The 23,748-nt window shown below is 45.1% G+C and carries 25 protein-coding genes; 11 read left to right on the forward strand and 14 right to left on the reverse strand.

What is annotated here, in order from left to right; all coding sequences use genetic code 11:
- Positions 1-76: 76 nt before the first annotated feature.
- Positions 77-2,224, forward strand: a complete 2,148-nt coding sequence (locus tag GSO_RS06005) for a glycoside hydrolase domain-containing protein (protein ID WP_010490085.1) — start codon at positions 77-79, stop codon at positions 2,222-2,224.
- A 76-nt stretch (positions 2,225-2,300) separates the two neighbouring features.
- Here the strand turns inward: GSO_RS06005 and GSO_RS06010 are convergent, their stop codons facing one another.
- A complete protein-coding gene (locus GSO_RS06010; protein ID WP_010490087.1) occupies positions 2,301-2,777 on the reverse strand; it encodes a hypothetical protein in 477 nt (158 codons plus the stop codon).
- Positions 2,778-2,879: 102 nt separating this feature from the next.
- Positions 2,880-3,353: a hypothetical protein gene (locus tag GSO_RS15645; protein WP_010490089.1), complete on the reverse strand. Its 474-nt coding sequence runs from the start codon at positions 3,351-3,353 to the stop codon at positions 2,880-2,882.
- A gap of 270 nt (positions 3,354-3,623) precedes the next feature.
- On the opposite strand from GSO_RS15645, the gene GSO_RS06020 reads away from it, so the two are divergent.
- Both GSO_RS06020 and GSO_RS06025 read left to right on the forward strand, forming a co-directional pair.
- Positions 3,624-3,971, forward strand: a complete 348-nt coding sequence (locus GSO_RS06020; protein ID WP_010490091.1) for a hypothetical protein — start codon at positions 3,624-3,626, stop codon at positions 3,969-3,971.
- A gap of 215 nt (positions 3,972-4,186) precedes the next feature.
- The gene (locus GSO_RS06025) at positions 4,187-4,909 is read left to right on the forward strand and encodes a hypothetical protein (protein ID WP_010490094.1); all 723 of its coding nucleotides are present in this window, start codon (positions 4,187-4,189) and stop codon (positions 4,907-4,909) included.
- Positions 4,910-4,958: 49 nt separating this feature from the next.
- Here GSO_RS06025 and GSO_RS06030 read toward each other — a convergent pair whose 3' ends face one another.
- A complete protein-coding gene (locus tag GSO_RS06030) occupies positions 4,959-5,540 on the reverse strand; it encodes a TetR/AcrR family transcriptional regulator (RefSeq protein WP_010490096.1) in 582 nt (193 codons plus the stop codon).
- A gap of 158 nt (positions 5,541-5,698) precedes the next feature.
- Between GSO_RS06030 and GSO_RS06035 the strand changes: the two genes are divergently transcribed.
- The 4 genes from GSO_RS06035 (at position 5,699) to GSO_RS06050 (ending at position 10,673) form a co-directional block, all read left to right on the forward strand.
- The gene (locus GSO_RS06035) at positions 5,699-7,528 is read left to right on the forward strand and encodes an MFS transporter (RefSeq protein ID WP_010490098.1); all 1,830 of its coding nucleotides are present in this window, start codon (positions 5,699-5,701) and stop codon (positions 7,526-7,528) included.
- 167 nt (positions 7,529-7,695) lie between these two features.
- The gene (locus GSO_RS06040; protein ID WP_010490101.1) at positions 7,696-8,007 is read left to right on the forward strand and encodes a DUF4260 family protein; all 312 of its coding nucleotides are present in this window, start codon (positions 7,696-7,698) and stop codon (positions 8,005-8,007) included.
- A gap of 275 nt (positions 8,008-8,282) precedes the next feature.
- Positions 8,283-9,473, forward strand: a complete 1,191-nt coding sequence (locus GSO_RS06045) for an NAD(P)/FAD-dependent oxidoreductase (RefSeq protein ID WP_010490103.1) — start codon at positions 8,283-8,285, stop codon at positions 9,471-9,473.
- A gap of 366 nt (positions 9,474-9,839) precedes the next feature.
- Positions 9,840-10,673 carry a CPBP family intramembrane glutamic endopeptidase gene (locus GSO_RS06050; RefSeq protein WP_010490105.1) on the forward strand — a complete coding sequence of 278 codons (834 nt, stop codon included), beginning with the start codon at positions 9,840-9,842 and terminating at the stop codon, positions 10,671-10,673.
- A 98-nt stretch (positions 10,674-10,771) separates the two neighbouring features.
- On the opposite strand, the gene GSO_RS06055 is transcribed toward GSO_RS06050, so the two are convergent.
- The 11 genes from GSO_RS06055 to GSO_RS15650 all read right to left on the reverse strand — a co-directional run bounded on the left by GSO_RS06055 (position 10,772) and on the right by GSO_RS15650 (position 19,510).
- Complete coding sequence (locus tag GSO_RS06055; RefSeq protein ID WP_010490107.1) at positions 10,772-11,431, reverse strand: Crp/Fnr family transcriptional regulator; 660 nt, start codon at positions 11,429-11,431, stop codon at positions 10,772-10,774.
- Positions 11,432-11,535: 104 nt separating this feature from the next.
- The gene (locus GSO_RS06060) at positions 11,536-12,117 is read right to left on the reverse strand and encodes a ferritin family protein (RefSeq protein ID WP_010490110.1); all 582 of its coding nucleotides are present in this window, start codon (positions 12,115-12,117) and stop codon (positions 11,536-11,538) included.
- An 11-nt stretch (positions 12,118-12,128) separates the two neighbouring features.
- Positions 12,129-12,356, reverse strand: coding sequence for a heavy-metal-associated domain-containing protein (locus GSO_RS06065; RefSeq protein ID WP_010490112.1), 228 nt, complete (start codon positions 12,354-12,356; stop codon positions 12,129-12,131).
- Positions 12,357-12,375: 19 nt separating this feature from the next.
- On the reverse strand, positions 12,376-14,232 hold the full coding sequence (locus GSO_RS06070) for a heavy metal translocating P-type ATPase (protein ID WP_010490114.1): 1,857 nt from the start codon (positions 14,230-14,232) through the stop codon (positions 12,376-12,378).
- 476 nt (positions 14,233-14,708) lie between these two features.
- Positions 14,709-15,803 (reverse strand): enolase C-terminal domain-like protein, encoded by a 1,095-nt coding sequence (locus GSO_RS06075; RefSeq protein WP_010490116.1) that lies wholly within the window; start codon positions 15,801-15,803, stop codon positions 14,709-14,711.
- 470 nt (positions 15,804-16,273) lie between these two features.
- Positions 16,274-16,459, reverse strand: coding sequence for a hypothetical protein (locus GSO_RS06080; protein ID WP_010490118.1), 186 nt, complete (start codon positions 16,457-16,459; stop codon positions 16,274-16,276).
- 67 nt (positions 16,460-16,526) lie between these two features.
- Positions 16,527-17,009 (reverse strand): hypothetical protein, encoded by a 483-nt coding sequence (locus tag GSO_RS06085; protein ID WP_010490119.1) that lies wholly within the window; start codon positions 17,007-17,009, stop codon positions 16,527-16,529.
- Complete coding sequence (locus GSO_RS06090; protein WP_010490122.1) at positions 17,002-17,607, reverse strand: ABC transporter ATP-binding protein; 606 nt, start codon at positions 17,605-17,607, stop codon at positions 17,002-17,004. The genes GSO_RS06085 and GSO_RS06090 overlap by 8 nt, the downstream gene beginning before the upstream one ends.
- Positions 17,604-18,098, reverse strand: coding sequence for a stage II sporulation protein M (locus tag GSO_RS17445; RefSeq protein WP_010490124.1), 495 nt, complete (start codon positions 18,096-18,098; stop codon positions 17,604-17,606). The genes GSO_RS06090 and GSO_RS17445 overlap by 4 nt, the downstream gene beginning before the upstream one ends.
- Positions 18,082-19,188 (reverse strand): hypothetical protein, encoded by a 1,107-nt coding sequence (locus GSO_RS06100; protein WP_010490126.1) that lies wholly within the window; start codon positions 19,186-19,188, stop codon positions 18,082-18,084. The genes GSO_RS17445 and GSO_RS06100 overlap by 17 nt, the downstream gene beginning before the upstream one ends.
- A 31-nt stretch (positions 19,189-19,219) precedes the next feature.
- Positions 19,220-19,510, reverse strand: coding sequence for an uberolysin/carnocyclin family circular bacteriocin (locus GSO_RS15650; RefSeq protein WP_010490128.1), 291 nt, complete (start codon positions 19,508-19,510; stop codon positions 19,220-19,222).
- Positions 19,511-20,121: 611 nt separating this feature from the next.
- Here GSO_RS15650 and GSO_RS06110 point away from each other — a divergent pair.
- The 4 genes from GSO_RS06110 to GSO_RS06125 are packed head-to-tail and all read left to right on the forward strand — an operon-like array spanning position 20,122 to position 23,605.
- On the forward strand, positions 20,122-21,369 hold the full coding sequence (locus GSO_RS06110) for a betaine/proline/choline family ABC transporter ATP-binding protein (RefSeq protein WP_010490129.1): 1,248 nt from the start codon (positions 20,122-20,124) through the stop codon (positions 21,367-21,369).
- Positions 21,370-21,372: 3 nt separating this feature from the next.
- A complete protein-coding gene (locus tag GSO_RS06115; RefSeq protein WP_010490131.1) occupies positions 21,373-22,002 on the forward strand; it encodes an ABC transporter permease in 630 nt (209 codons plus the stop codon).
- 11 nt (positions 22,003-22,013) lie between these two features.
- Positions 22,014-22,943 carry an osmoprotectant ABC transporter substrate-binding protein gene (locus tag GSO_RS06120; protein WP_010490133.1) on the forward strand — a complete coding sequence of 310 codons (930 nt, stop codon included), beginning with the start codon at positions 22,014-22,016 and terminating at the stop codon, positions 22,941-22,943.
- Positions 22,943-23,605 carry an ABC transporter permease gene (locus tag GSO_RS06125; protein ID WP_003615771.1) on the forward strand — a complete coding sequence of 221 codons (663 nt, stop codon included), beginning with the start codon at positions 22,943-22,945 and terminating at the stop codon, positions 23,603-23,605. The genes GSO_RS06120 and GSO_RS06125 overlap by 1 nt, the downstream gene beginning before the upstream one ends.
- Positions 23,606-23,748: the final 143 nt, after the last annotated feature.

Raw genomic sequence — 23,748 nt, forward strand, 5'->3', positions numbered from 1 at the left:
AAAAAAATGAGTGCATACTGATTTTGTTGAACCGAACGTACGTTCCCTTTAGCAATTATACGAGGGGGGTTTTAACATGGCAGATCAAGCAGTATTAGAAGTTCAAAATTGGCTCAACGCGACTTACGGCAATGTGTCAGGTTTTGAGAAAGTAAATCCAGATGGTCATACCGGGTGGCCAACGATTTACGCATTACGTGAAGCATTGCAACACGAACTTGGTATCACGGATATTGGCGAAGGATTTGGTCCGGCAACGCGGTCAGCGCTGGCTAGCGTTGTTGGCAATCTGAAACCAGGTTATACAGGTAACATTGCACAGCTAATCCAAGGTGCCTTTTGGTGCAAAGGTATCGATCCAGGAAGCAACTTGAATCAGGAGTTTTCAACTGCAACACAGCAAGCCTTCAAAACCTTACAAACCGATGCAGGACTTAATGCAGACGGTATTGTAACCGTTAATTTAATGGCAGCACTTTTCGACATGAGCGCCTTTGTTCTAGTCGCTGGTGGCGATAAAAATGTTCGTCAGTTGCAACAATGGCTCAATGCTGACTATAGCCAATACATTGGGATCATGCCTTGTGATGGTATTTACCAGCGCGATACCAATGTCGGTCTCGTTTATGCGTTGCAACGTGCACTTGGCATCTCTGCTGATGTTGCAAACGGGAACTTCGGCGATGCTACCAATGCAGCTTTGAAAGCAGTGAGCCTTTCTGTCGGAGCTACCGGTTTACTCGTTAAAATTGTCAAATACGGCCTTTATCTGAACAGCATGTACGATGGCGATTTTGGTGAAAACTTTGGATCCGATGTAGCAACAAGCATTATCAAATTTCGGAAATTCATGAAGTATCCAAACGAAGACTCCGGTGTTGCAGACTACACAGTCATCAAAGGGCTCGTTACCAGTAACGGTGACACAAGCCGCGATTCAATCGCGCTCGATACAGCAACCCAACTGACGGCAACTGATGTGCAACATTTCCGCGACTATGGATTCAGCATCGTTGGCCGGTATCTCACAGGAACAGTCGGTGCTGATTTCAAACCAAAGAATCTTACGTCAACAGAAGTCAAAGCAATTCTGGATGGCGGCTTAAAGTTCTTCCCGATCTACGAAGATGGTGGCTACATTGAGAGTTACTTCACTGCCGCCCAAGGTCAAAAAGACGGACAAACAGCAATCAGTACAGCGCTTAGCCTAGGCCTACCTGCCGACACTGTCATCTACTTTGCGGTGGACGTTGATTTTCAGGAAGGCGACATTGATGGGACGGTTATTCCGTACATCAATGCTGTGCAGAACGTTTTGAATCGGTCAATTTACAAAGCTGGCATTTATGGGACTCGAAATGTTTGTCTTCACGCTGAGAAAACTGGTATAAACTACAGCTTTGTTGCCAATATGTCGTACGGATGGAGTGGCAATTTAGGATTTAAGATGCCAGACAACTGGGCGTTCGACCAATTTGTCGAATATCCAATTTATGGCATCGATATTGATCAAGATGCGAGTTCCGGTCGAGACCAGGGTGTTTCAGCTGTCACAGAAGCAACACCAGCAACACAAAAGGCGTACGTAGCGAACCGACTTTTGAGCATTTTCCCTGACTATCATAATTTATTTGGCACCATCAATTGGACGGTCTCCTCCCCTACACAACATATTACGACCCCGTTAGCCGACTACTATGTCACCTTGGAGGACAAATGGTCAGCAACCGTAGTCGATAATAAAACAGGCGTTCTGACAATCCAAGATGCTAAAATCATTAATGAATCTACCGACATCTTAGAACAGTTCGAAAGCGCCATGTCCTCATATAATGTTGGTGATTTAGCCGGAACCTTTAACAAGCTCGCCCCGATGATCGGGAACGGTGCCATTAAAGCTGGTCTAGCTATTCGTGATGGGATGGTCGGATTTAAAGTTGCAATTGAGAGTTCTGTAGAAAACACAAGTACGAGTTCTTCTGTGGAAAATCAATTTACTTTGACATTGGAGACCTACATTCATAAAGATCAGGTGCCTCAAAATGACTATGATCCTGTCTATCAACCAGTGACCGAGCCTAACCCAACCTTCGCTGTTGATCTTGAAAAGGTTGCGACTATTGTCGTAGTAGGTCTAATTGTGACCTCAACATTACCAGAATCGGGGGCTGTCACAGCGTTGGGTGGCTTATTTAACGCTGTTAGAGTACTCCTATTCACTTAGAAAAATGCTAGCTTTTTAACGCGTAAGCAGTACGGAAAATTCCGTGCTGCTTATTTGCATGCTTAACCTTATTTTTTTAAAATGAACTCATTTCAAAAATCAAAAAGATCAGGAAACTCCCGAAGTCTCGAATCACAACACCTGCCAACCTCTTCACAAATGAAACCTCTGGCAACTTATTCTTGTTCGTCTTACCGACGCGCTGGAGAAAAAATGATGTTCCCGATGTATAAATAGCGAAAAGCAGTAGAAAAATCGAGACTATTAAATAAGCATCCTTGGTGCTAGCCGGCAAGACCGTAATAGCCCCCAGCGAAAAAGAAAAAATAAAGATATAGCTGATTGTCACACCGGCTAGAATACGGTTGAAAATTTTCCCGATTGCATTATCGATAAACTTTCGATCTATCGCCTCTCTACGCATAATCTCAGAACGGCTCATTTTCAAACGCTTCTCTAAGTTTTTTCGAAACCTCTCTTTAATTATTCGACTGTAAACGGTCGTTGCCACCCAAAGAACCGCGGTTAAGATGTAAGGCATGTAAATATCCATCGTTTTCTTCTCCCCAATGTACCCAGTTCAGATTACCGTGGTACATTTTTTAATATAGCCAGACTGCCATTGCATAGAATAATCCAAGATTAATGAATCCTTCTAAATCAATAAAGCAAGGTAAACATAGTACCGTCTTGCCCCGTGATTTTCTATGATCTTTACACCTCGATCAACTGCGAGATACTTTTTAAGTTGTCGTTTTTTATAAAGCCGAAAAGCTTGCTCTTCTACAACAAACAGGATATTAGCAAACAAGCAGAAAACACCAATGCTCGGAAAAAGATAAACGCCAGTGCTCTCCTCTGCATAAAGAACTCCGGCCGAAAAGCAAAAAGTGGCGATGTAAACGCCTGCGAATTGCGCGTTTATTAGTATTTCAGTGATGAAGTGTCGCTGATTTAGAACTGCCTCTTGTTTCAGAACTTTGGCTTGTAATTCCTGATCGAGATTTGAATTTTCAAAACTGATTTCTCTGTGTTGCCGCTCTTTTTTTAAAGCAGAATTTTTAAACCTGAGCGTCAATGTAAGTACCACCATTGCAAAAATGTGGGGAATCAAGTACGTCAGTTCCATTTCAGCCATCCTTTCAGCGTTAAAGCCGCTTCTCATGCGAGCAAGTCAATTGCTGAATGGTATCATGAACAGCAATATGCTTTCTCAAAATTCCGAAAAATCTCAAAGTATAAGTATAGCGATATTCCAACATGAACTTCAATCGCTTTCACCTCAAAAAACGTTTCCAAAACTTATTGACACATAAATGAAAAACCAGTACACTCAAAAAATTAATTTATGTTTTTTGATTTTAAACATTGGTTAACACCATCATTGCGGAGGTTTGCCATGACAACACAATTTGATAGAACCATCAATATCTTTGCCAAGTCACTTCACGTGTCAGATCTTCTGAAAAAGGAAAAAATTGAGAACTTTGTCGTCTTCTTCATTAACAATCTTTCATCCTATGACAATCTCATGCGCGCAACCGTATTTCTATCTGCAATAGCCGGATTCTTCGAACAATCAAATCTGCCACTAAGAATTCAAGTCATGCAGATACCGCTTTCAGATAATAAATCTAAGGTTGACTTCATTGCTATCCGGCTACTCGATTCTGAATATAACCGTGCCGTTCAAAAGCTTGAGGATGCCTATAACCAAAATAAAAGAAATGCAAAACGGAAAAAGTAACTCAGTTTTCAACATTTTTCTTTACCAGCATCGCCTACTTTCAGTGTCAGCCAAGTCAAAGCCATACGATCTTGCATTGCCCACTAACGATCGCATGGCTCTTTCAATGGTCCTTATTCCTCACAAGTCCATGCCTATGCTATTCTAAAGATGGTATCTGCCACGAAGCCCCAATAGAATAGCTTCGCCAAACTCATAAAAAGGAAAGATGAACGATGAAAAAACTCGGGTGGTTTTCAATATTGACGATCTCATTGATCTACATACTGATCCCCGCACAGACAGCATCTGCGCAAAGCACGACTGCTGCAAACCAAGCACCAGTGGCTAAACAGATCAAAATCACCGATGTCCATCAGTCGCTGAACCTCAAATTCCACTTGCCGGCTCACACTGATTACAGCTTAAAGGACCTCAACAATCAGACACTGGCCGAGAAGAAATCTGCCAGTGGTGCAGTTAGCCTCAAACGATTACAGTCGAGTTCAACGAAGCTTGTTTTGAAAACATCGCGCAATCGCCACACATCCAAACAGATAATCAACGTTCCCGAATCATATCCGATTGCTCACCCGGCCATTTATCGAAAGCCGGTTATAATCGGCAGCAAAGTTACCTATGTTGGCGCTAAAAGTTTACGCCTATTCACCATCCAAACGAAGTACCTGCCAGATATTCCTAAGAACCAAACCGGAATCGCCTTGACCATTCATAACGCTCACTATGCCGTTCCTTTGAGCTTCTCCGAAAAACATTTCTCAGCGTCCAATGATCAGCATCAAGTCACGGTCAAAATGCTTTCGACGCCACCCGTTATCAAACCAAACGAAACGAAAACGATTCGCCTGCTGATTGATGTCCCGCAAGGAAAAAGCATTAACGGCACCCTCGCGCTTGATCAGGTCAATTTGACAGCGCCCATCAACTTTTACTTGTAATCTTTTTGAAAGAGCTGTACCTATCTAAAAAGATCGCTAACTTATCGTATTAGTTTGAATGACCAATGCTCTGCGCCAACTGGCCAAAACCCGCCAGTGCCACCCTTTGCACTTGTTCCGGCGGTTCAGGTTGATCTTGTGCCAACCATAAGCGTAAAACATTGGTAAACCCACCGAGTGCAAATGCCATGATATAATTCACCTCTCGATCGGTCCCTGCCGCATGCCACGGCGCCGGAAACTGGCGATACTTGTCAACAGCATCACGTTGCCAAACACCATTCAAATGATCGAACAGACCTTGTCGAATCAATAAACGGACAAGGTCTTTTTGTTGCCACCAAAATGTGAAAAAGTGCTGCATGGTTGTTTCAAAACTAATCGGTGTTTGTCCGCGGGTGGCCTGTTTCAGACTTTCAAAATAATCGTCCGTCAACTGGCGGCATAAATAGTCAATTAAATCATCCTTGGTTTTGAACGCTCGATAAAAGGTTTTGCGTGAAAGATCCGCTGTCTGAACAATCTCCGTGATTGAAATGTCTGTCACCGCCTCGCCACGTTGCATTAATGTGACCAAGGCGTCCACCAACCACTGTTTCGATTGCAACGCCATCCGTTGCTTCCCATTCATCCTTCGCAATCTCCTAACTGACACAAATACCACCAATCTGTAGCACTTGTCGCCAAACGCTTGTTGCTTGTCGTTGTCCTCAGTATACTCAAAGTGCTTTCGAAAGTCACACATGTGTCACATGTATCCAATTGTAACAGATGAAAGGATCTGATGTGATGACCCGTTTAACCCGGGCACTTTGTTCTATCGGCTTAACCATTGCCATGTTCATGGGAACACTCGATACCACCATCGTGAATATTGCCATCCCTAAAATTATGGATGATCTTCATGGCTCACTTGCCAATACTAGCTGGGTCATGACCATTTACACTTTAGCCATGTCCGTTTTCATGATCACGACTTCCAAAATTGCGGATCGTTATGGCCGCAAAAAAATCATGCTACTTGGTCTAGCACTTTTTGGCGGTTTTTCCGCCGCTTGCACCACAGCAAACTCTCTGCCGATGTTGATCACATTCCGTTTTTTTCAAGGCCTTGGCGGGGCAATCATCACCCCCATCGTTTTGCCAATGGGAATTGAAGTATTTGGCAAAGAAAAACTCAATCAGGTAGCCGCGCTTGTTGGTGCCGTGACCGCGTTAGCAGCAGCTGGTGGTCCGCCAATTGGTGGGATGATTCTGCAAGTTACTTCATGGCGCTGGATTTTTGGCATTAACGTCCCCCTTGCCTTGCTCGCATTTTTACTGGTCGCCTTCTGTGCGCACGAATCGTATGATGAATCGCTGGCCGGTCGCATTGATCTTCCCGGTTTATTGCTTTTGACGGCTGCACTTGGCGGTGTCACTTTTGGCCTACTAGAAGGTCGTCAATATGGCTGGCATTCAACACTGATTCTCAGCAGTCTGATCGGTGGTGCCGTAGCGCTTGTTGCCTTTGTTGTCACTGAGCATCATATTAAAAATCCATTATTGGAACTCGATCTTTTTCACGAAAAGACGCTCAGTGCCTCAAGTATCGTTTACTTCATGACCGGTTTTGCCCTTGTCGGCCCAAGCTTGATCCTAAATTATTTTCTACAAAATGTACTTGGTGACAGTCCGCTACATGCAGCTTTAATCATCATTCCGGTATCACTTACCATCATGGTCGCCATGCCAATCGGTACACGGTTACTCGCCAAACTCGGCGCGATTCCGGTGACATTGGCGGGCATGATTCTCATGGCCGCAAGTCTGTTTTTACTTTCACTGATCAAAACCAATACGGCCACCGCCCTTATCGTGGTGCTCTTAGTCATCAATGGCTTTGGTTTCGGATTTTCATCAGTCTCACTCGTGGCCTCGGTTCGCTATCTGCCTAAAAACAAAAGCGGTATCGGTTCCGGTATTGTCAACGCTGCACGGCAAATTGGGACATGCCTCGGTATTGCCATTCTTGTCACGGTGCTCGATACAAATATTGCCTCTGCTAAAACGCAGATCCATCACACTGCTGATCAACTTGTGACTGAAAAGACGTTATCGCCACATGTCAAAACTGTTGCTCATCAACAGTTAACCAAGATCTTTTCCGGCTCTTCAACGCCAACCACTCATCAACAGAAAAAGATGACCCGCGCCATCACAAAAGCAGCCAGTGCTAAAACCAACTTACCTAAACCCGTTGCAGGTAGCGACCTACGTAAACTATATGATGCGAGTGTCGCCTTGCAACAAGGCAGCAGTAAACTAACGAGCGGCTCGGCCACGCTCACAAAAGCTGCCCAACAAAGTCGCTCGCCGCTTGCGCTTAGCATTACCCGCTTTGGTGCTGGCGTTGCAACTATTGCTCAAGGTCAACGTTCTGCGCTGACCGGTATCAAGCAAATCGCCCAAAAGCAAACATTGCAAACGACTTTCAGTGAAATTAAGCAACGCAAAAATAAGTATCTGGCGCAAGCATTCAGCCACACCTATCTGATTGGTGCCTTGATCGTCTTGTGCCTGTCCCCCGTTGCCTTCTGGACTGATCGGCGAAAAACCGCACCTGCTAATGCATCATGAATATAACTATCATGACCTAGACACTGAACTCAATAGCTAGGCAACATCATATCGCGTTCTATCACGACATCACAGACGGGTGGTGCCGTGTTAGTTTATTCACGACCGCCTATAAAAGAATCGCTCTACGTACGCTATACATTAATATTATCTAAGGATGATGCATCATGAAGTGGCTTCCAAGAACAGAATCGGCACTAGGATTTGCACTCATCATTTATTTTTACTTTGTCCACTTCACTTTCAGCTGGCTATTATTTATTATCGGCTTCCTAATTCCTGACATCAGTGCTTTAGGCTTTCTCGTCAACGAAAAGGTCGGCAATGTCTGCTACGATATTGGCCATACATTAATTGGGCCGATTATTCTCGGCGGGCTGGCTCTCATTGGTGTTCAGCATGGCTTACTGGCCGCAGCGTTGATTTGGTCCGCGCATATTTTGGGTGATCGAACACTCGGTTTTGGCTTACGCTACTGAAATGAACTGGCCTTTTTGAAAAGATCACGCAGTCAAGCTTTCTTAGCCAATTCCTTCTTCATTAAGACATCCCTCTGCAAGTCTCCCCTTCAAGCACCTTGGATTAATATTCATGGGCAAACTCGGAAACGAACAAGATACAACCAAATTTCTCACCCACTTTTCGCAAATATATGAGCCCAAAGTTTGTGAATGGTAATAAGATTGTTACAATAAGGTTGTGGCCAATTGACCGTACGTTGAAACAATTTTGTAGATGAGGATGTGGTGAATCAATGGCAGATGTTGTCATTTTAGGTGCCGGATATGCGGGCATTCGGGCCGTTAAAACGTTGAGTAAGCTCGCACCAAAGGGAACGACGATCACAGTGGTTGACCAAAACGCCGAACACGAAGAGCGCACGCAGCTTCATGAAGTGGCGGCAGGTACTGTGCCTGCATCGAAAATCACGTTTAATATTCAACAGGTTCTTCCAAAGGATGTTCAGTTTCTTCAGGCGAAAGTCAGCAAGGTTGACGTGTCGACCAAGATGGTAATTTTGGCTAACCATGCGCCGTTACGTTACGATTATCTCATCATCGCGCTTGGCTTCCGGTCTGAGGACTTTGGGTTGCCGGGTGCCGCGGAAAACGCCTTGCCGCTGGACAATGTAACCTCCGCGGAAACGATCACCAAGACGATTGAGCAGCACGTTGCCAATTATAAGCAGTCACAAGATCCTAAAGACTTGACGGTTATTGTTGCCGGCGCAGGGTTCACCGGCGTTGAATTACTGGGCGAATTGACGCACAGTATGCCGGCGCTGGCTAAAAAGTACGATACGCCGCCAATTAAAATCATCTCCATGGAAATGGCAACGCGCATTTTGCCGATGTTCGATGAAAAATTGGCCAATTATGCGATGGACTACCTCAAGAGCCATGGGGTGACGATGATGACTGGCTCCAAGATTACGAAGATCGAGCCGAATGCCGTGGTTTATGCTGATGGCGACCAGGAAAAGAAAGTCGAAGGGAACACAATTATCTGGACGGTCGGCGTTTCCGGCAGCGATGTGATCGCTGATTCCGGCTTCAAGCAGCGCCGTAACCGCGTGGTGGTTTCCAATCATCTAAACTTGGAAGATCATCCTGAGGTCTTCATTATCGGCGATGTCTCGGCAGTAATGGCAGGCGATTCCGGCCGGCCTTATCCAACCACGGCACAGATTTCCACACAGGAAGGCGATCAAGCCGGTAAGAATGTTGCCGCAGCGTTAAACGGCCAACCGTTGACGGACTTTGTTTACAAGCCTAAGGGCACTGTGGCATCACTCGGCAGCCAAGATGGTATCGCCCAAATTGGCAAAGGTCACAAGTACACTGGCTTCATTGCTAAAATGCTCAAGCGCGTCATCACAGACAAGTCTTTACTTGAGGACGCCAACTTGGCAACGATGTTGAAACAAGGGCGCTGGCCGCTTTAATGATTTAGGTAAAAGTGACAGGTGTTCGAACCGTAAAAGGATCTGCGAACTCATTTTATTAAGTTGACAAAGGTATTGTCAGCCGATAATCTTTCTTTAGAGATGTGGTTCATGCATTCGCCGCGGGATTTACCACCCGCAATAAGCGGTAGCATGTGAAGGGCAGTCAGCAAATAACATTTGCTGGCTGTTTTTTGGTGCAAAAAGATAGCTGACTACTTTTGAGTCGCATGCTGCCCATTTGCCCTATAAGAAAACTAAGGCTATCCTAAAAGAAGCTTATTTTGCCGATTTCGGCAATTTTAAGCCAAACTTTTTTCGGAGGCGAGCACGATTAATCAGCTCAAAAAACTACCTAAGTCACTCATGACGATTGCCCTTGTTTTCGTCATTGCCTTTGCTTGGTCACTCTTATCCCAAATCATTCCTTTTCTTACAGGGCTATTCGGTCTCTTAAAGGATGACGTCAATATTCCGCAATCCTTTGATTTACTTTTCTTGTTCGGTGAGGCCATCGGCATTATTAGCATGGTCATTTATTACCGCGGTGATCGCGACATCTTACCATTTGCAAAAGACCACGTTGCCAGAAACTATTCACTGGGCTTACTTTTTGGATTCATGATGTTCAGTCTCATTTGGGGCATCATCACTTTGTTTGGCGGGTATCAAGTCCTGGTTATCTTCCAAGGATCAAACCTGCTTTGGCTGATTCTTTTCTTTTTTGGCTACGCAATCCAATCCATGTTTGAAGAGCTGCTTTGTCGTGGCTATGTCATGGGCTATTGGCTTAAGCAAAATAAGGTCATAATGGCCGTTTTGCTCAACGCGATTCTTTTTACGCTCCTACATATGGCCAATCCTGGCTTCAACCTCCCTGCGGCCATTGGCTTGTTCTTATTTGCCATCGCAATGTCACAGTTCCGGCTATTGACCGGCAGTATCTGGCTTTGCGGCGCTTTTCACGCCATCTGGAACTTCGCGGAAGGCCCTATCTTCGGCGTCGCTGTGTCGGGCACATCCAGTGAAAGTTTCATCCTGAAGTCACTGCCTACGACATCATTCCAGCCGCTGACTGGTGGTACTTTTGGCCTCGAAGCCAGCTCAGTTTCGAATGTTGTTCATTTGTTGTTGGTTATCTTGTTGACACTTATCATTTTAAAAAAGCGACGTACAGCCTTGACCATTTCCGCAAATTAACACTGTTCAGAAAGTTTCACCAACATTGACACCACGCAAAAAAGCCAGCGAATCTGTCACTGGCTTTTTTGCATGAACTCACGCTCAACTTGACGCATTTACCAAACAAAATCTTCCATATCCTCAGCATTCAAAATCGTCACCTGTTTACCTGTACGCCGAATCAACTTTTCATTTGCCAAACGTTTCAAAGTACGGGAAACCGTTTCTGGCGTCGTTCCGAGGTAATCGGCTAATTGCGTCCACGCCATTGGGACGGTTACGGTGTCTTTTCCAGCCGCGGTGCGCAAGTCGAGCAGGTAATGGGTGAGGCGCACATTGATGGAATCGTTGCCAAGATAGCCCGCCTGCTTTTCCAATGCCTGCATTTTGCGGGTGTTTTCCGTGAGCAGCTGCAAACTGATCTGCGGTTGTTTCATGAGGAGTTGTTGAAAGTCTGCTGCGCTAATGGTGCAGACTGTGGCGGTCGTTAGCGCCTCGGTATAGACGTTCGGACTGGCGATGTTGAGTAAGCCAGCCTCGCCTTCATAATCACCGGGCCCATCAACACGCAACAATTGCTCCTTGCCATTGGTCGCCAACTGGTAGGTCTTGAGCTTACCCTGAGCGACCACCAATAAACGGGCGTCTGTATCCGGACTGATCAAAACCGTCCCTTTTTCAACTTGCCGTTCATGGGTTAAGGCGTCAATGGCTGCACGCGCCTTGTCATCGAGTTTTTTAAACAACGGCACAACTGCCGTACAACTATGCACCATTTTCCCCTCCTGAGCGTAAACCAGCCCGCTTAGAAACCGAGCCCTTACACTCCAGCTCCTGCGCCAATGAACGCGGTAATACAAACAACGTTTTTAATCACCAATCAATCATCTTCATCCTCGTCAAGCAGCTCTCGGCCGGCTGTCACCGCCCGACCAAGTCGCGTTTGCAGGCGAAGGATACTCTGTTCATGCCAGCGCTGCAATTGTAACATATCCGCCGCCAAGACGAGCTTATTCTCCTTATTGGCAAGCGGAATCGCGCGACTGACGAACAGCTGGCAAGTATCAAGATCATTCACAACCGCATCCAGCTTCATGTCGTTGGTCCAAAAACGCAACGCCGGATCTTCCTTCAACATGGTATATTCATTGAACTCTGCTGTTGTGGTCGGAAAATCTTCTCCTTGTGCTGCCAAGTCCTTCGCCAACACGGCAAAATGTTGCCGGGCTTGCTCTAGCAATTCAGTTAACAGCTGTCTGTCAGATTCGCTGCTCGAGCCATTCAGCGTCAAGCGAAATTGTTCCAGCTTGCGGGCCAAAACCTGTAAATTTGCCAAAACGTGCCCGCTCATCGCTCCGGCAGTCGGAACATGGTGATCATGATCGGCTTGCTTTGCCGCTGCTGCTTGACGAGCCTTGACTTGCTCGGCACTAACTGTCTGCATCCCTGTTGTGACACTCATTGCGCGACCTCCTAAGCTTCCTGACTACGAACATTAACAACGGTGTACCCTAAATCCGTGATTGTCTTCTTCAGGGCATCGGCACTCGTAACCGCTGGATCAATCTGCGCCTTAACTTTACTACTATTAAAAAGTGCCTTAACACTCTTAACGCCAGCTTGTTGGCCAACCGCCCCTTCAATCTTCTGCAAGCAACTCGGGCAGGTCAATCCGTCTAATTGATAAACTAATTTTGTCATTTTAAAAATCCTTTCTTGTTTATTTACCTTCATTATTCACAGTTTGCGGCTGATGTGCCTTGATCGCCGTCAAGTTTTGCCATTTTCTTGGCGTGTGCCGTAACCGCAAAGCATTCCCAATGACGAGGAGAATCGAGATCTCGTGAAACAGCATCCCACTCGCCATATCGACTAAGCCGACCAACAAACCACTCAGTAGCAGCGCCACTGTTCCGATCGCAATCACCAGATTTTGTTTGATGTTGTTATTCATCCGCTTGGCTAAATTGAAAAGAATGCCGAGATTAGTGAGCCGACTGCTGGTCAAAATGACATCCGCGGTATCGATCGCCACATCCATCCCGGAACCCATCGCGACACCAACGTCCGCCTGCGCCAACGCCGGGCCGTCATTGATCCCGTCACCGACAAACATCACTTTTTCACCACGGGCCTGTGCGGCTTTGATGGCGCTGACTTTATCGGCCGGAAGTAACCCGCCGTGTGTCTGACTCAGTGGTAAAGCCGTCATCATGTGTTCAACGGCTGCCTGCGAGTCGCCTGACAGAACGATCGTCTTTTTGCCACTTGCGGTTAAGTCCGCCAGCATCGTTGCGGTATCCGAACGCAGCTGATCCCGCAAGCCATACGCGGCAACCAGCTTGTCATCAATCGTGGCCAAAACCAGTGAAGCGCCGCCGTTAACAATCGCCTGTATTGCTTCCTGTTGTTCTGGTGTCTGCGGCTGTTTCAAAATCTTTTGATTGCCGACACTGACAGTATGCTCAGCTACTTGTGCCTGCACACCAACACCGCGAGTCACCTTGACGTCTTCAACTGTCTGAGTTGACTGCGGCTGAAGATAGGCCACCAACGCTTGCCCCAACGGATGCGCAGTTGCTGCTTCAACCGCCGCAACCATCTCCGCCACATTCGCCGTATCATCCGCCCAGTATTGCGCGGTTGCGACGCTGATTTTTCCTTGAGTCAAAGTGCCGGTTTTATCAAACATCACCGTGTCAATCTGATCCAACTTGGTCGCCACATCGCCGCCTTTGATCAAAATGCCATGCTTGGCACCAAAACCTAGTCCGACAACATTGCTGACGGGTGCCCCGATCACCAGCGCACCAGGGCAACCAAGCACGAGAATCGTGATGGCCAGGCGCACATCCTGGCTCACCAAACCGACTATCAGTGCAATCACCAATACCAGCGGCGTGTACCAACGTGCAAACTTCTGGATGAAGGTCGCGACCGGTGACTGAGCATCCTGGGCATCTTCAATCAAATCGATAATCTGTTGATAAACCGTATTGTAGCCGGTTTTCTCGACTTCAATATCAACGGTTCCATCGCTAACCTGCGTTCCGGAATACACGGTCGCGCCGGCCTGTTTTCTTTTCGCATCCGGCTCACCGGTAATCGCCGCTTCAACAATGTTCGCGTGCCCGCCGATCACTTTTCCGTCTGCTGGCACGGTTTCACCTGCCAACACGCGCACCTGATCGCCAACCGCTAACTGACCCACCGGAACGGTTGAGCCATCCACCCGGCGTGCTGTTTTAGGTGCCGCCGCAGCCAAACCCTGAATCGCCGATCGCGTCTTCGCCAAACTGCGCTGCTCCAGCCAGTCGCCAAAAAGAAACAGAAAACTGACCACGGCACTTTCGACCGGCTCGCCAATCAGCACCGCGCCCACCAGCGCAATCGTCACCAGCAGCTCAATGCTAATCTGCTTATACCGCAACGCTTCCCAGGCATTCACCGCAATCGGCAGCCCAGCTACCAAACTCGCCAGCACCAACAACCACGCCTGACTGAAAACCAGCCCCAGCGCCGTCAGCACCCCGCCACCAATCATCGCTTCTTGTTTATGTGTCTGAATAAAATGCATCTTCTTTTCCCCCTTGAACGTGAACCTTAGTGTCGAGTTCAGTGTACCGAGGCATTCAAAAAGCCGCCTTGACCGTGATCAATTTTCGGTGAAAGGCGGCGGGTTTTTTTATGCATTTAAAAAAACCGCCTCACCATCATTAAGTTTTTGGCAAAGCGGTCAGCATCTGTTCTGGTTTTCAAATCATCTATTGATCTATCAGGCCCTATAAATAGCTTAGCTCACTTACGCAACGTCTTTCTCCTTCTCAACAAGGAAACAATGGCGAATGTCATAACGAAGAAAAAAATGAGCACTAGTAGTTTGAATAGAGTCGAACTTTCACGTGTTGATAAAGCTGCTACTAAAATTATTAGCATCGCAGCCACCGTGGTTCTGGTAACTTTTTTCAAGTGTTCAAACACCTCGCATTCTTTTAGTTGGAGTTTCCGTGACTAAAGCAAAATTGGCAATCGTTGTCTTCGTCATATGTACTGTCATCCAATAATGGGGTTAAGGTATTCAGAACTAGTTTCAGCATCTATCCCCAACCCCATTGCCTGAGGGATATAAGTTAACCCATTGTCAGTGTGAATTCCCCCGCTAAACGGTGTGTTGTCAACATAATCAAGCCCGTCAAGATCGATAAAATGAACATTCGAGAGACCGGCACTCAAACAAGCAGCCATGCTTAAGGAAATGTTCACTTCGGACGTGCAGCCAAAAAGACATCCGATCCCTTTTTCCTTTGCAAAGTTAGCAATGCGTATTGCTTCAATAGGACCGCCGCATTTAATAAGTTTTATGTTAATGAGGTCGGCACATCTCTCGGCAATGACCTTTTTCGCATCGTCCAACCCAAACACGGACTCATCAGCAACAATCGGGATACGGCTGAAGCGGGTGATTTCTTTCATACCATCTAGGTCGTCGACTTTAACTGGCTGTTCAATAAAATCAACTTTAATGCCAGAGTCTTGTAGCTTGCCAATATTGCTAATTGCTTCTTGGCGCGACCAGGCCTGATTGGGATCAATTCGAATCGATATGTCATCGCTTAATAAATCGGCAACACTCAAGACCCGATTTAACTCGTCCGTCCCACTTTTGACTTTGTACTTGATACATTTATACCCGGCTTGAATCGTGGCAGACGTTGCGTTTCTTGTGCTAATTTCATCCATAATACTGATCGTTGTATCGTTATGAAGCGGCCGCGTCGCCTCATCAATGTTCAAATAACTGTTGATAGATTCGCCGTTAGATCGCGCAATGGCATCGACAAGCGCCATTTCAATACCATACTTTGCCGAGTGGTAGTGCTCTGCATTGACGATCGAGGTCAAGGCAGAATCCGCATCCATTCCTTTGATCGTTGAAATGGCCTTTTCCGAATAATCGATCATATCCGTTATGGACTCGCCCGTCAGCTTATAATTCTCTGCAGATTCGCCATAACCGTTCGATCCATCTTCAAGAACGACTTGATAGATGAGGCTATCTAAGTTGGTAGAGGACCGAATATTAGTAATAAACGGCTTTGATAGTGGCATGACCAACTTGAACATTTTAACGCTTTGTATCTTCACCATGACGACATCTCCCGCTTCTGTATTGAACCGAATTTCGTGAAACCTTACACTTTCATTCTCTGCTTATCTTAAACTCCATTTACATATGCCGAATGTCTAATATAACTATAAAAACTTGCTCTTATCATAGACTTGTACTCTAAAATAAACAACAATATCATCATGGTGCGGTATTGAGTTAAAGCGATACTTGCCAAACGCAAAGACAAACATGGCTATTGAAAAAAAGGTTAAATAACGTTTGAATCCATGACGCTCCAACGGTTAATACGAAACGAATCATGAACTAATGGCACAAAAAAAGAAATAAGAGTCTTCCCAAAAATAAAACAAATCCAGCAAAATCCGATCAAGATTTGGATTTTGCTGGATTTGTAATAAGACACTGCTAAAAAGTGTTTACTTTTTCAGCATCCTCAATTTCCGCACATCTTAATTGGGTACAAAAGGGTAATCTTTTACGGTAAATACTACTTCAATGCTCTGTAAATTAAATACACTGATATCAAAGTGATCAGCTGAGCTCCAAGTAGAATAGTATTTGACAAAGCTTGTGAAAAGCTTTGTCCAACAAAAACCATGATAAGATCCAGAGAAACACCAATTACTAATAGTAGTAATCCTGTTATCAAGAAGTTTCCAGTTGTTTTTTTCATATTTAACTCTCCTTTATGATTTAAACTTTGCAGCACCTGAAAAGTCATTCTTACATTTCTAATTGAGTCAATTTAAAGACAGCAATATTGAAATCAGTGCATCTGCATATATAGGAATTCCAAAGACAAACGCCTGAGCTAAGGACTTCACTTTTTTGTAGAAAAGGATGCTTGTAAAAATTGTTGAAAATAAAACAATTATGGAGAATAAGATTTGATTGTTAATGCTGAGATAACAAAACAGGAGAATATTAACGGCTATCGCGCAGTCTCTTGGCAAAATATAGCAAAAGAAGTCTGGCTTTCCGGAAAAGAACATACGGATCAGCAAACGACCTATGGCATATTGTAATAGAAGCAAGGCAAATGCAAATATTACGGATAGAACAGTAGACAGAACAAAAATATCAACACCACGATTTAGCAGTGGTTGTATACCTATTAAAGCAGCTCTGGCACTTCCCTTCGTTAAAACGAAATATATAAAAAACGTCTCCAGGAAGAGAAAAGCCAGTGTCAAAAGCAAATTCACCTTTTTAGAATCATTCATAAACAAGCCCCTTTTCTTTAATGCTTATAACTGTAGAGGATTTAGTTAACGTGCGTGAAACTTCGCCGTGTGATACGTAAATAACAATGGTGCCCTTCGAAATAGCTAGATGATCAAGCCTTTTGCAAATTATAGCTCGACTTGTTGTATCAACAGTCGACAGCGTCTCATCCAACAATATGATATCCCACTCTGACACTAGAACAAGCGAAAGACCTAGCTTCATTCTTTGACCAGTCGAAAGGACACTATAAGGATCTGAAAATGAGTTTCCTAGGAAATTATGCAAAATTTCTTCTTGGCCCCCTGATAATTTCAATTTGAAAGTTTTAAAAAGGATCGCTAAGTTTTCTGACACTGTGTACGGGAAAAGACCGATCGGATGATTTGTTAGGTAAAGCATTTTTTGTCTGTTAACCTTAATCTTTCCAGTTATATTACGATCCATTCCCGCGACTATATCAAGAAGCGTACTCTTGCCTTGGCCATTTTTTCCTTTTAGCCAATAAATGCCTGGAGAAAAGCTGAAGTTCAGGTTTTCGAAAAGAATCCTTCTTCCAAACTTTTTTGTTAATCCTTCTATTTGTATTAAGCTCATCCCAAATACCCCTCAATCAATGCACCTAATATTACCAATATGAAAGAACAGACGTAGATCCATTTCAACCGTCTAATAGATATAAAGGTTTTTTTGGAACTCTTATTTTTTATAAAGATAATAAACTGATAGAATGACAGGAAATGATAGAGTAAGATATTTGGCAGCTCTATTAATGAGTGTGGCATTAATCTCGAAAATGCATCACCACCTAGAATACGGAATCCTATCGTGATTTGAAATGAGTTAATCGCTGTGTCGACAGCCAACATAATAGGAGACAATATATATAAAACAAGATATTTCAAATAGTCTCTAACATTAGCAAATAAAATGGTTTTGAACATTTCTGCTCCAAAAGGTGGCTTTTTGGCCGCAAAGTAATCTGCATTAACACCAAATACCACTAACGCACCAATCAAAATGGAAGCAAGCGTCAATGATGCATATACACCAGCTGCTCTCTTTCTGTGTTTATAGGTAAACTCCAACCACAATTCCCCCCGTAATCACTAGTATATAAGACACTAAGATGACAAATTTAGTTTTGATATTACTAGTACTGATGAGCAGCTCCGATTTTCTAAAGTAAAGTATCCCTACTAAAAAAGTACACGGAATATAAATTACAGCAGATAGATACACGACGTTCATTTTAAATAAGGCTTGAAAAATAGCAGATAAGGCCACATTCATACATAATATGACGCAACACATGTATATTGTGCTGCACTTAAATCTAGCAAAAAACGGATTATCGCTATCGGCTAAAATCGTTTTGATACGGGACTTATCTAACTCAACTTCATTTGTCTTATTTCCAATCATAGTTTCAAGAAAAGTTATAAACATGATAGTCATGACAGATCCCGGCGTGACATAGCGCACTAATTCAGAACCATTAATGAAAAAAACTAAAACAAGATCAAGAATACATGCCAAAACTACAAAGACCTTATACTCCGCAAGCCTTTTAATTAAGATTTTCCATTGATCCCCCGAATTCAATTGTTCCTGCATGCTTGTTCTTTGAAATCCTTGAAACTTCAAAGTGCGAAGCGTCACCACCGCATGGATAATCAGCGAATAAAGCACGACTAAGATAACTATGAGAGTGATCGTCCCTGAACCTCTAACCAATACTTCACCGGTAATTAACAAAATCGGGAAAATTATAGACAGAATATTGAACAAATTAGAAGCCATATTCGTCAGTACAAAACCAAAGTTCATCACTAACATGTATGCAATGAGCAGGATCAGGAGCGAAGCAGAAACTATTTTAAAAATCGCCAGAACGGTAGCTAAAGACAGGGACACTGATATTTGTAGCCCAAATGATTTCAAAAAAATGAATAAAGCGTACCTCATGAGGAGTGTACGCTTTACCCAAAATGCTTTTGGCTCTTGTCCGGAATTAAAGATTGTGCCAACCTTATCGATATTAATAGCATTTAACGTTGACAGTAGAACAAGAGATTCGCGGCCATCCAGCATACCAAACTTTAAGTTGATTTTTAATACGATATATATCCCAGTGCAAATGGAACACGCGTAAAAGAAAATCTTCCCTTTGCTCATGTTGGCCCCTCCTCTCATCTCTACCAGTCAACTAGAATGCGATAGCCTTAGCTTTAGCCTTTTTCTTGATAACATACATGATTGATGCGGCAGCGGCTGAACCTATAGTACCTACTCCCGTAACTGCTGCAATCACAGAAAGTGCCATTGCGATGTTCCCATAGGTGTTGAAAATGTTGTACACTGTTGCAGCTGCATTGGTGCTTAACCCAAGCATGCCGGCAATGTTTGGCAAAGATGCGAGGGCTGTTAGCAGAAGTGTAGCGGTTCCGAAAAATACAACGGTCTTTAACGAAGTTCCTACCTTTGTGATCTTTTGCATAATTGTCCTCCTATGATGTCGTCTTGCCTTTAACCATTTAAATGTTTTGCAGCACCTGTCAAATAGTTTAGCAAGTATTGTCAAAAAACCATTGGTTGGCACATCTTAAAACCAGACATTGTGCACAATACCCTTGTGCAAAAGCATTATCTCATCATTTTTAAGTAAAGTAAAGCGTTTTCTCAAGACTTTTTGTTATAATTTTCTTTTTTAAATAAAAAGTGTCACATTAATGATCAGTAATGAACTTTGCACGATGCAAATTAACGTTATTAAAAATATATGTAATAAATACATTTTTAAAACAATTGCTTCTCTTTCTAGCGTTATAATATCATCCCAGTATGCAAACATCGGTGATTTTCGAATCTTTATTAAGTTATTTAAAGTGCAAATTGAACAGTAAAACACAACCATCAAGTTGACTAGTGCCAACCATAAAGACAATCTCTCTCCGAACATTACCTCACCAACGGCCTTCTCATATACCTGCCCAGTTTAAATATCAGCTCCCACCAACCGCAAAATTCCCGCCCCACAACGGGTCTTCGATTAAAATACAATTAACTTCATGTGTTATTATGGAATCATCAAATAAAGGAGGACGCGTCATGCCAGAAGAACAACCAATGGTCCAGTTCAAGGACGTTGAAAAAGTTTATCGAGGCGGGAATGTCGCGGTCGAACATATCAACCTTGAGATTCATAAGGGTGAGTTTGTTTGTCTTATCGGGACGTCGGGTTCCGGGAAGACAACCACGATGCGCATGATTAACCGCATGCTGGAACCCAGCGGCGGCCAAATCTTGTTTAACGGCAAGGACATTCACAAAATCGATGCCGTCAAATTGCGGCGTCAAATCGGCTATGTTATCCAGAACATCGGCCTCATGCCGCATATGACCATTTATGAAAACATCACCATTGTCCCGAAGCTATTGAAGTGGCCGGAAGAAAAACGCCGCGAAAAGGCTAAGGAGCTGGTGGATCTTGTTGAATTGCCGGAGGATTATCTGGATCGTTATCCATCCGAACTTTCCGGTGGCCAACAACAGCGAATCGGCGTTATCCGGGCGCTGGCTGCGAATCAGGATCTGATTTTAATGGATGAACCTTATGGCGCTTTGGATCCGATTACCCGTGAGGCTTTGCAGGAACTGATTAAGAATCTGCAGGAGAAGCTTGGTAAGACCGTGGTTTTTGTCACGCATGATATGGATGAAGCGCTTAAGCTCGCAACTAAAATTGTGGTGATGGATCACGGGCATATCATTCAAAATGCGACACCAACCGAACTGCTGACGCATCCGGCGAACAAGTTCGTTGAGAACCTGGTCGGCCAGGATCGGTTGGTTCAGGCGCGCGCTGATGTCACGACCGTTGAGCAGATCATGCTGAAGAATCCTGCAGCGATCACGCCAGGCAAGTCACTAGCTGAAGCGATTTCCCTGATGCGTAAACGTCGCGTTGATACGCTGTTGGTGACGGATGATGAAAACCACCTCAAAGGCTTCATTGATTTGGAATCGCTGGAAACTCGGTATCAAAGTGCTACCAGCGTCGGGGACATTACCAAGTCGAGTATCTTCTATGTGAATAAGAATGCTCTCCTACGCGATACCGCTGATCGCATTTTAAAGCGCGGTTTCAAGTATGTGCCGGTGGTTGATAACGATCAGAAATTGGTCGGCATTGTCACCCGTGCTTCATTAGTTGATGTCGTTTACGACACCATCTGGGGCGAAAATGAAGACGATCAAGCTAGCGATAGTGCTAAAGAGCCGGCAACGCCTTCCGACCAGGAAACGGCAACCGATTCAGCAGCGGCAGATGACCGAGACGCACCTAAGGAGGTGTGACCCATGTTTGCTTTTTTAAACGCACATGGCAGTGAACTGATCACCAAAACCTGGGAACAGCTTTACATCTCGGCAATCGCGTTAGGTCTCGGGGTGGTCGTCGCCGTTCCGCTAGGTATTTTGTTGACGCGTTTTCCTAAGACCGCCAAAATCGTAATCGGTATTGCCAGCATGCTGCAGACAGTGCCGTCATTGGCGTTGCTGGCCTTGATGATTCCTTTATTCGGGATCGGGAAAGTGCCTGCCATCGTCGCACTGTTCATTTACTCGTTGTTACCGATTCTGCGGAATACGTATATCGGTATGGAAGATGTCGATCCGGTGTTAATAGACGCGGCTAAAGGTATGGGCATGACGGCGATGCAATCGATTCGGCAAGTCGAAGTGCCTTTGGCGATGCCGGTGATCATGGCAGGCATTCGCTTATCCGCCATTTATGTCATTGCCTGGGCAACCCTAGCTTCATACATCGGGGCTGGTGGCCTCGGGGATCTGATCTTCAACGGTTTAAATCTCTTCCAGCCGGATCTGATTATCGGCGGCACGATTCCTGTTACCATTTTGGCACTGGTCGTTGACTGGTTGCTCGGGCGGTTGGAATACCACCTGACACCTGTCAGCGAACGCGCTTAGGAGGTGGCAAGATGAAACAACTTAAAAAATTATTCCTGTCACTTTTGCTGATTCCGGTTCTCTTGTTGAGCGGCTGCGGCTTCCCTGGCTTAGGCGGCTCCGGTAACGACGGGACGGTCCGGATCGCCTCGCAAACCAGTACCGAGTCGCAGATTATGGCCAATATCATTGCCGAACTGATCAATCACGAGCTAGGTTACAAAACTACACTGGTCAACAACTTGGGCTCTGGGACGGTGGTGCATCAGGCCATGATCCGTAACGATGCCGACATTAGTGCGACCCGCTACACCGGCACTGATATCACCGGCACGTTAGGTATGAACCCAGTCAAGAACTCAGTCAAAGCCACCGCTATCGTCAAGCGCGAGTTCAAAAAGCGCTACGATCAGACCTGGTATCCATCTTATGGCTTTTCCGACACCTATGCCTTTATGGTGACGCAAAAAGAAGCCAAAAAGGATAACCTGACGACTATTTCCGATTTAAAGAAAGTCGCACCGCAATACAATGCCGGCGTTGACTCCAGCTGGATGAACCGGAAAGGCGATGGCTATAGCGATTTTACTAAAGCATATGGCTTTGACTTTAAGCGGGTTTATCCGATGCAGATTGGTCTGGTTTACGATGCCGTTGAAGCAAACCGAATGCAGACAGTTCTTGGCTATTCCACTGATGGACGGATTCGCAGTTACAATCTGAAAGTACTGAAGGACGACAAAAACTTCTTCCCGCCTTATCAGTGCTCATTGGTCGTTAATAATAGCCTTTTGAAGAAATACCCTAAACTAAAACCGTTACTGCATCGCTTAGACGGTAAGATCAACCTGAAAACCATGCAGGAACTCAACTATCAAGTCGACGACCAGTTACTTGAACCAAATGTGGTCGCGCAAAAGTTTCTTGCCAAACACAATTATTTCAAAGGAAGTGACGACTAATGGCTAACATGGATACTTGGCAGCAATTCTGGTATTACCTTGCCAACAACGGTTCCTACGTGCTGAGTCAGTTCGCCCGCCATTTTCTGATTTCGATCTATGGGGTGCTCATCGCAGCGGTGATCGGCATTCCGGTTGGGCTGGCAATTGCGCGCCATCGCACCTTGAGTAACACAGTCATCGGCATCGCCAACGTCATTCAGACCATCCCCAGCCTAGCGATGCTTTCGATCATCATGCTGGGACTCGGACTTGGCGTGAACACCGTCATTGTCACGGTCTTCTTATACTCGCTGCTGCCAATCATCAAGAACACTTACACCGGCATGCAAAATGTCGATAAGAACCTGATGGACGCGGCTAAAGGCATGGGCATGACCCGCTGGCAGTCACTGTATATGGTCGAAATCCCCTTAAGCATGTCGGTCATCATGGCCGGGATTCGTAATGCTTTGGTCGTCGCCATCGGGATCACCGCAATCGGCGCTTTCGTCGGAGCTGGCGGCCTGGGCGACATCATCATCCGCGGCACCAACGCCACCAACGGCGGAGCCATCATCCTCGCCGGTGCGTTGCCAACAGCGCTAATGGCCATCATCTCCGACCTCGTCCTCGGCTTCTTGGAACGCCGGCTCGAACCAAAGGGAAAGGCTGCTTCATAAAAGTAGGTCTAACACCATTGCTCTTCATTTAGCAAAACTCAATACAATTCATGGTGGCTGGGTTATAACTCAATGTCACTATAGATAGACGGACACAATTCGACGTTTCGATTGTGCCCGTCTTTTGTTTCGTCATGAATAAT

The sequence above is a fragment of the Lacticaseibacillus zeae DSM 20178 = KCTC 3804 genome, from assembly GCF_000260435.1.
GTDB lineage: Bacteria > Bacillota > Bacilli > Lactobacillales > Lactobacillaceae > Lacticaseibacillus > Lacticaseibacillus zeae.

What these genes read in the sequence shown, in the direction of transcription:
- GSO_RS06005 (WP_010490085.1), top strand. Translation starts at nt 77, where the DNA reads ATGGCAGATCAAGCAGTATTAGAAGTTCAAAATTGGCTCAACGCGACT.
- GSO_RS06010 (WP_010490087.1), bottom strand. Translation starts at nt 2,777, where the DNA reads ATGGATATTTACATGCCTTACATCTTAACCGCGGTTCTTTGGGTGGCA.
- GSO_RS15645 (WP_010490089.1), bottom strand. Translation starts at nt 3,353, where the DNA reads ATGGAACTGACGTACTTGATTCCCCACATTTTTGCAATGGTGGTACTT.
- GSO_RS06020 (WP_010490091.1), top strand. Translation starts at nt 3,624, where the DNA reads ATGACAACACAATTTGATAGAACCATCAATATCTTTGCCAAGTCACTT.
- GSO_RS06025 (WP_010490094.1), top strand. Translation starts at nt 4,187, where the DNA reads ATGAAAAAACTCGGGTGGTTTTCAATATTGACGATCTCATTGATCTAC.
- GSO_RS06030 (WP_010490096.1), bottom strand. Translation starts at nt 5,540, where the DNA reads ATGAATGGGAAGCAACGGATGGCGTTGCAATCGAAACAGTGGTTGGTG.
- GSO_RS06035 (WP_010490098.1), top strand. Translation starts at nt 5,699, where the DNA reads ATGACCCGTTTAACCCGGGCACTTTGTTCTATCGGCTTAACCATTGCC.
- GSO_RS06040 (WP_010490101.1), top strand. Translation starts at nt 7,696, where the DNA reads ATGAAGTGGCTTCCAAGAACAGAATCGGCACTAGGATTTGCACTCATC.
- GSO_RS06045 (WP_010490103.1), top strand. Translation starts at nt 8,283, where the DNA reads ATGGCAGATGTTGTCATTTTAGGTGCCGGATATGCGGGCATTCGGGCC.
- GSO_RS06050 (WP_010490105.1), top strand. Translation starts at nt 9,840, where the DNA reads ATGACGATTGCCCTTGTTTTCGTCATTGCCTTTGCTTGGTCACTCTTA.
- GSO_RS06055 (WP_010490107.1), bottom strand. Translation starts at nt 11,431, where the DNA reads ATGGTGCATAGTTGTACGGCAGTTGTGCCGTTGTTTAAAAAACTCGAT.
- GSO_RS06060 (WP_010490110.1), bottom strand. Translation starts at nt 12,117, where the DNA reads ATGAGTGTCACAACAGGGATGCAGACAGTTAGTGCCGAGCAAGTCAAG.
- GSO_RS06065 (WP_010490112.1), bottom strand. Translation starts at nt 12,356, where the DNA reads ATGACAAAATTAGTTTATCAATTAGACGGATTGACCTGCCCGAGTTGC.
- GSO_RS06070 (WP_010490114.1), bottom strand. Translation starts at nt 14,232, where the DNA reads ATGCATTTTATTCAGACACATAAACAAGAAGCGATGATTGGTGGCGGG.
- GSO_RS06075 (WP_010490116.1), bottom strand. Translation starts at nt 15,803, where the DNA reads ATGGTGAAGATACAAAGCGTTAAAATGTTCAAGTTGGTCATGCCACTA.
- GSO_RS06080 (WP_010490118.1), bottom strand. Translation starts at nt 16,459, where the DNA reads ATGAAAAAAACAACTGGAAACTTCTTGATAACAGGATTACTACTATTA.
- GSO_RS06085 (WP_010490119.1), bottom strand. Translation starts at nt 17,009, where the DNA reads ATGAATGATTCTAAAAAGGTGAATTTGCTTTTGACACTGGCTTTTCTC.
- GSO_RS06090 (WP_010490122.1), bottom strand. Translation starts at nt 17,607, where the DNA reads ATGAGCTTAATACAAATAGAAGGATTAACAAAAAAGTTTGGAAGAAGG.
- GSO_RS06100 (WP_010490126.1), bottom strand. Translation starts at nt 19,188, where the DNA reads ATGAGCAAAGGGAAGATTTTCTTTTACGCGTGTTCCATTTGCACTGGG.
- GSO_RS15650 (WP_010490128.1), bottom strand. Translation starts at nt 19,510, where the DNA reads ATGCAAAAGATCACAAAGGTAGGAACTTCGTTAAAGACCGTTGTATTT.
- GSO_RS06110 (WP_010490129.1), top strand. Translation starts at nt 20,122, where the DNA reads ATGCCAGAAGAACAACCAATGGTCCAGTTCAAGGACGTTGAAAAAGTT.
- GSO_RS06115 (WP_010490131.1), top strand. Translation starts at nt 21,373, where the DNA reads ATGTTTGCTTTTTTAAACGCACATGGCAGTGAACTGATCACCAAAACC.
- GSO_RS06120 (WP_010490133.1), top strand. Translation starts at nt 22,014, where the DNA reads ATGAAACAACTTAAAAAATTATTCCTGTCACTTTTGCTGATTCCGGTT.
- GSO_RS06125 (WP_003615771.1), top strand. Translation starts at nt 22,943, where the DNA reads ATGGCTAACATGGATACTTGGCAGCAATTCTGGTATTACCTTGCCAAC.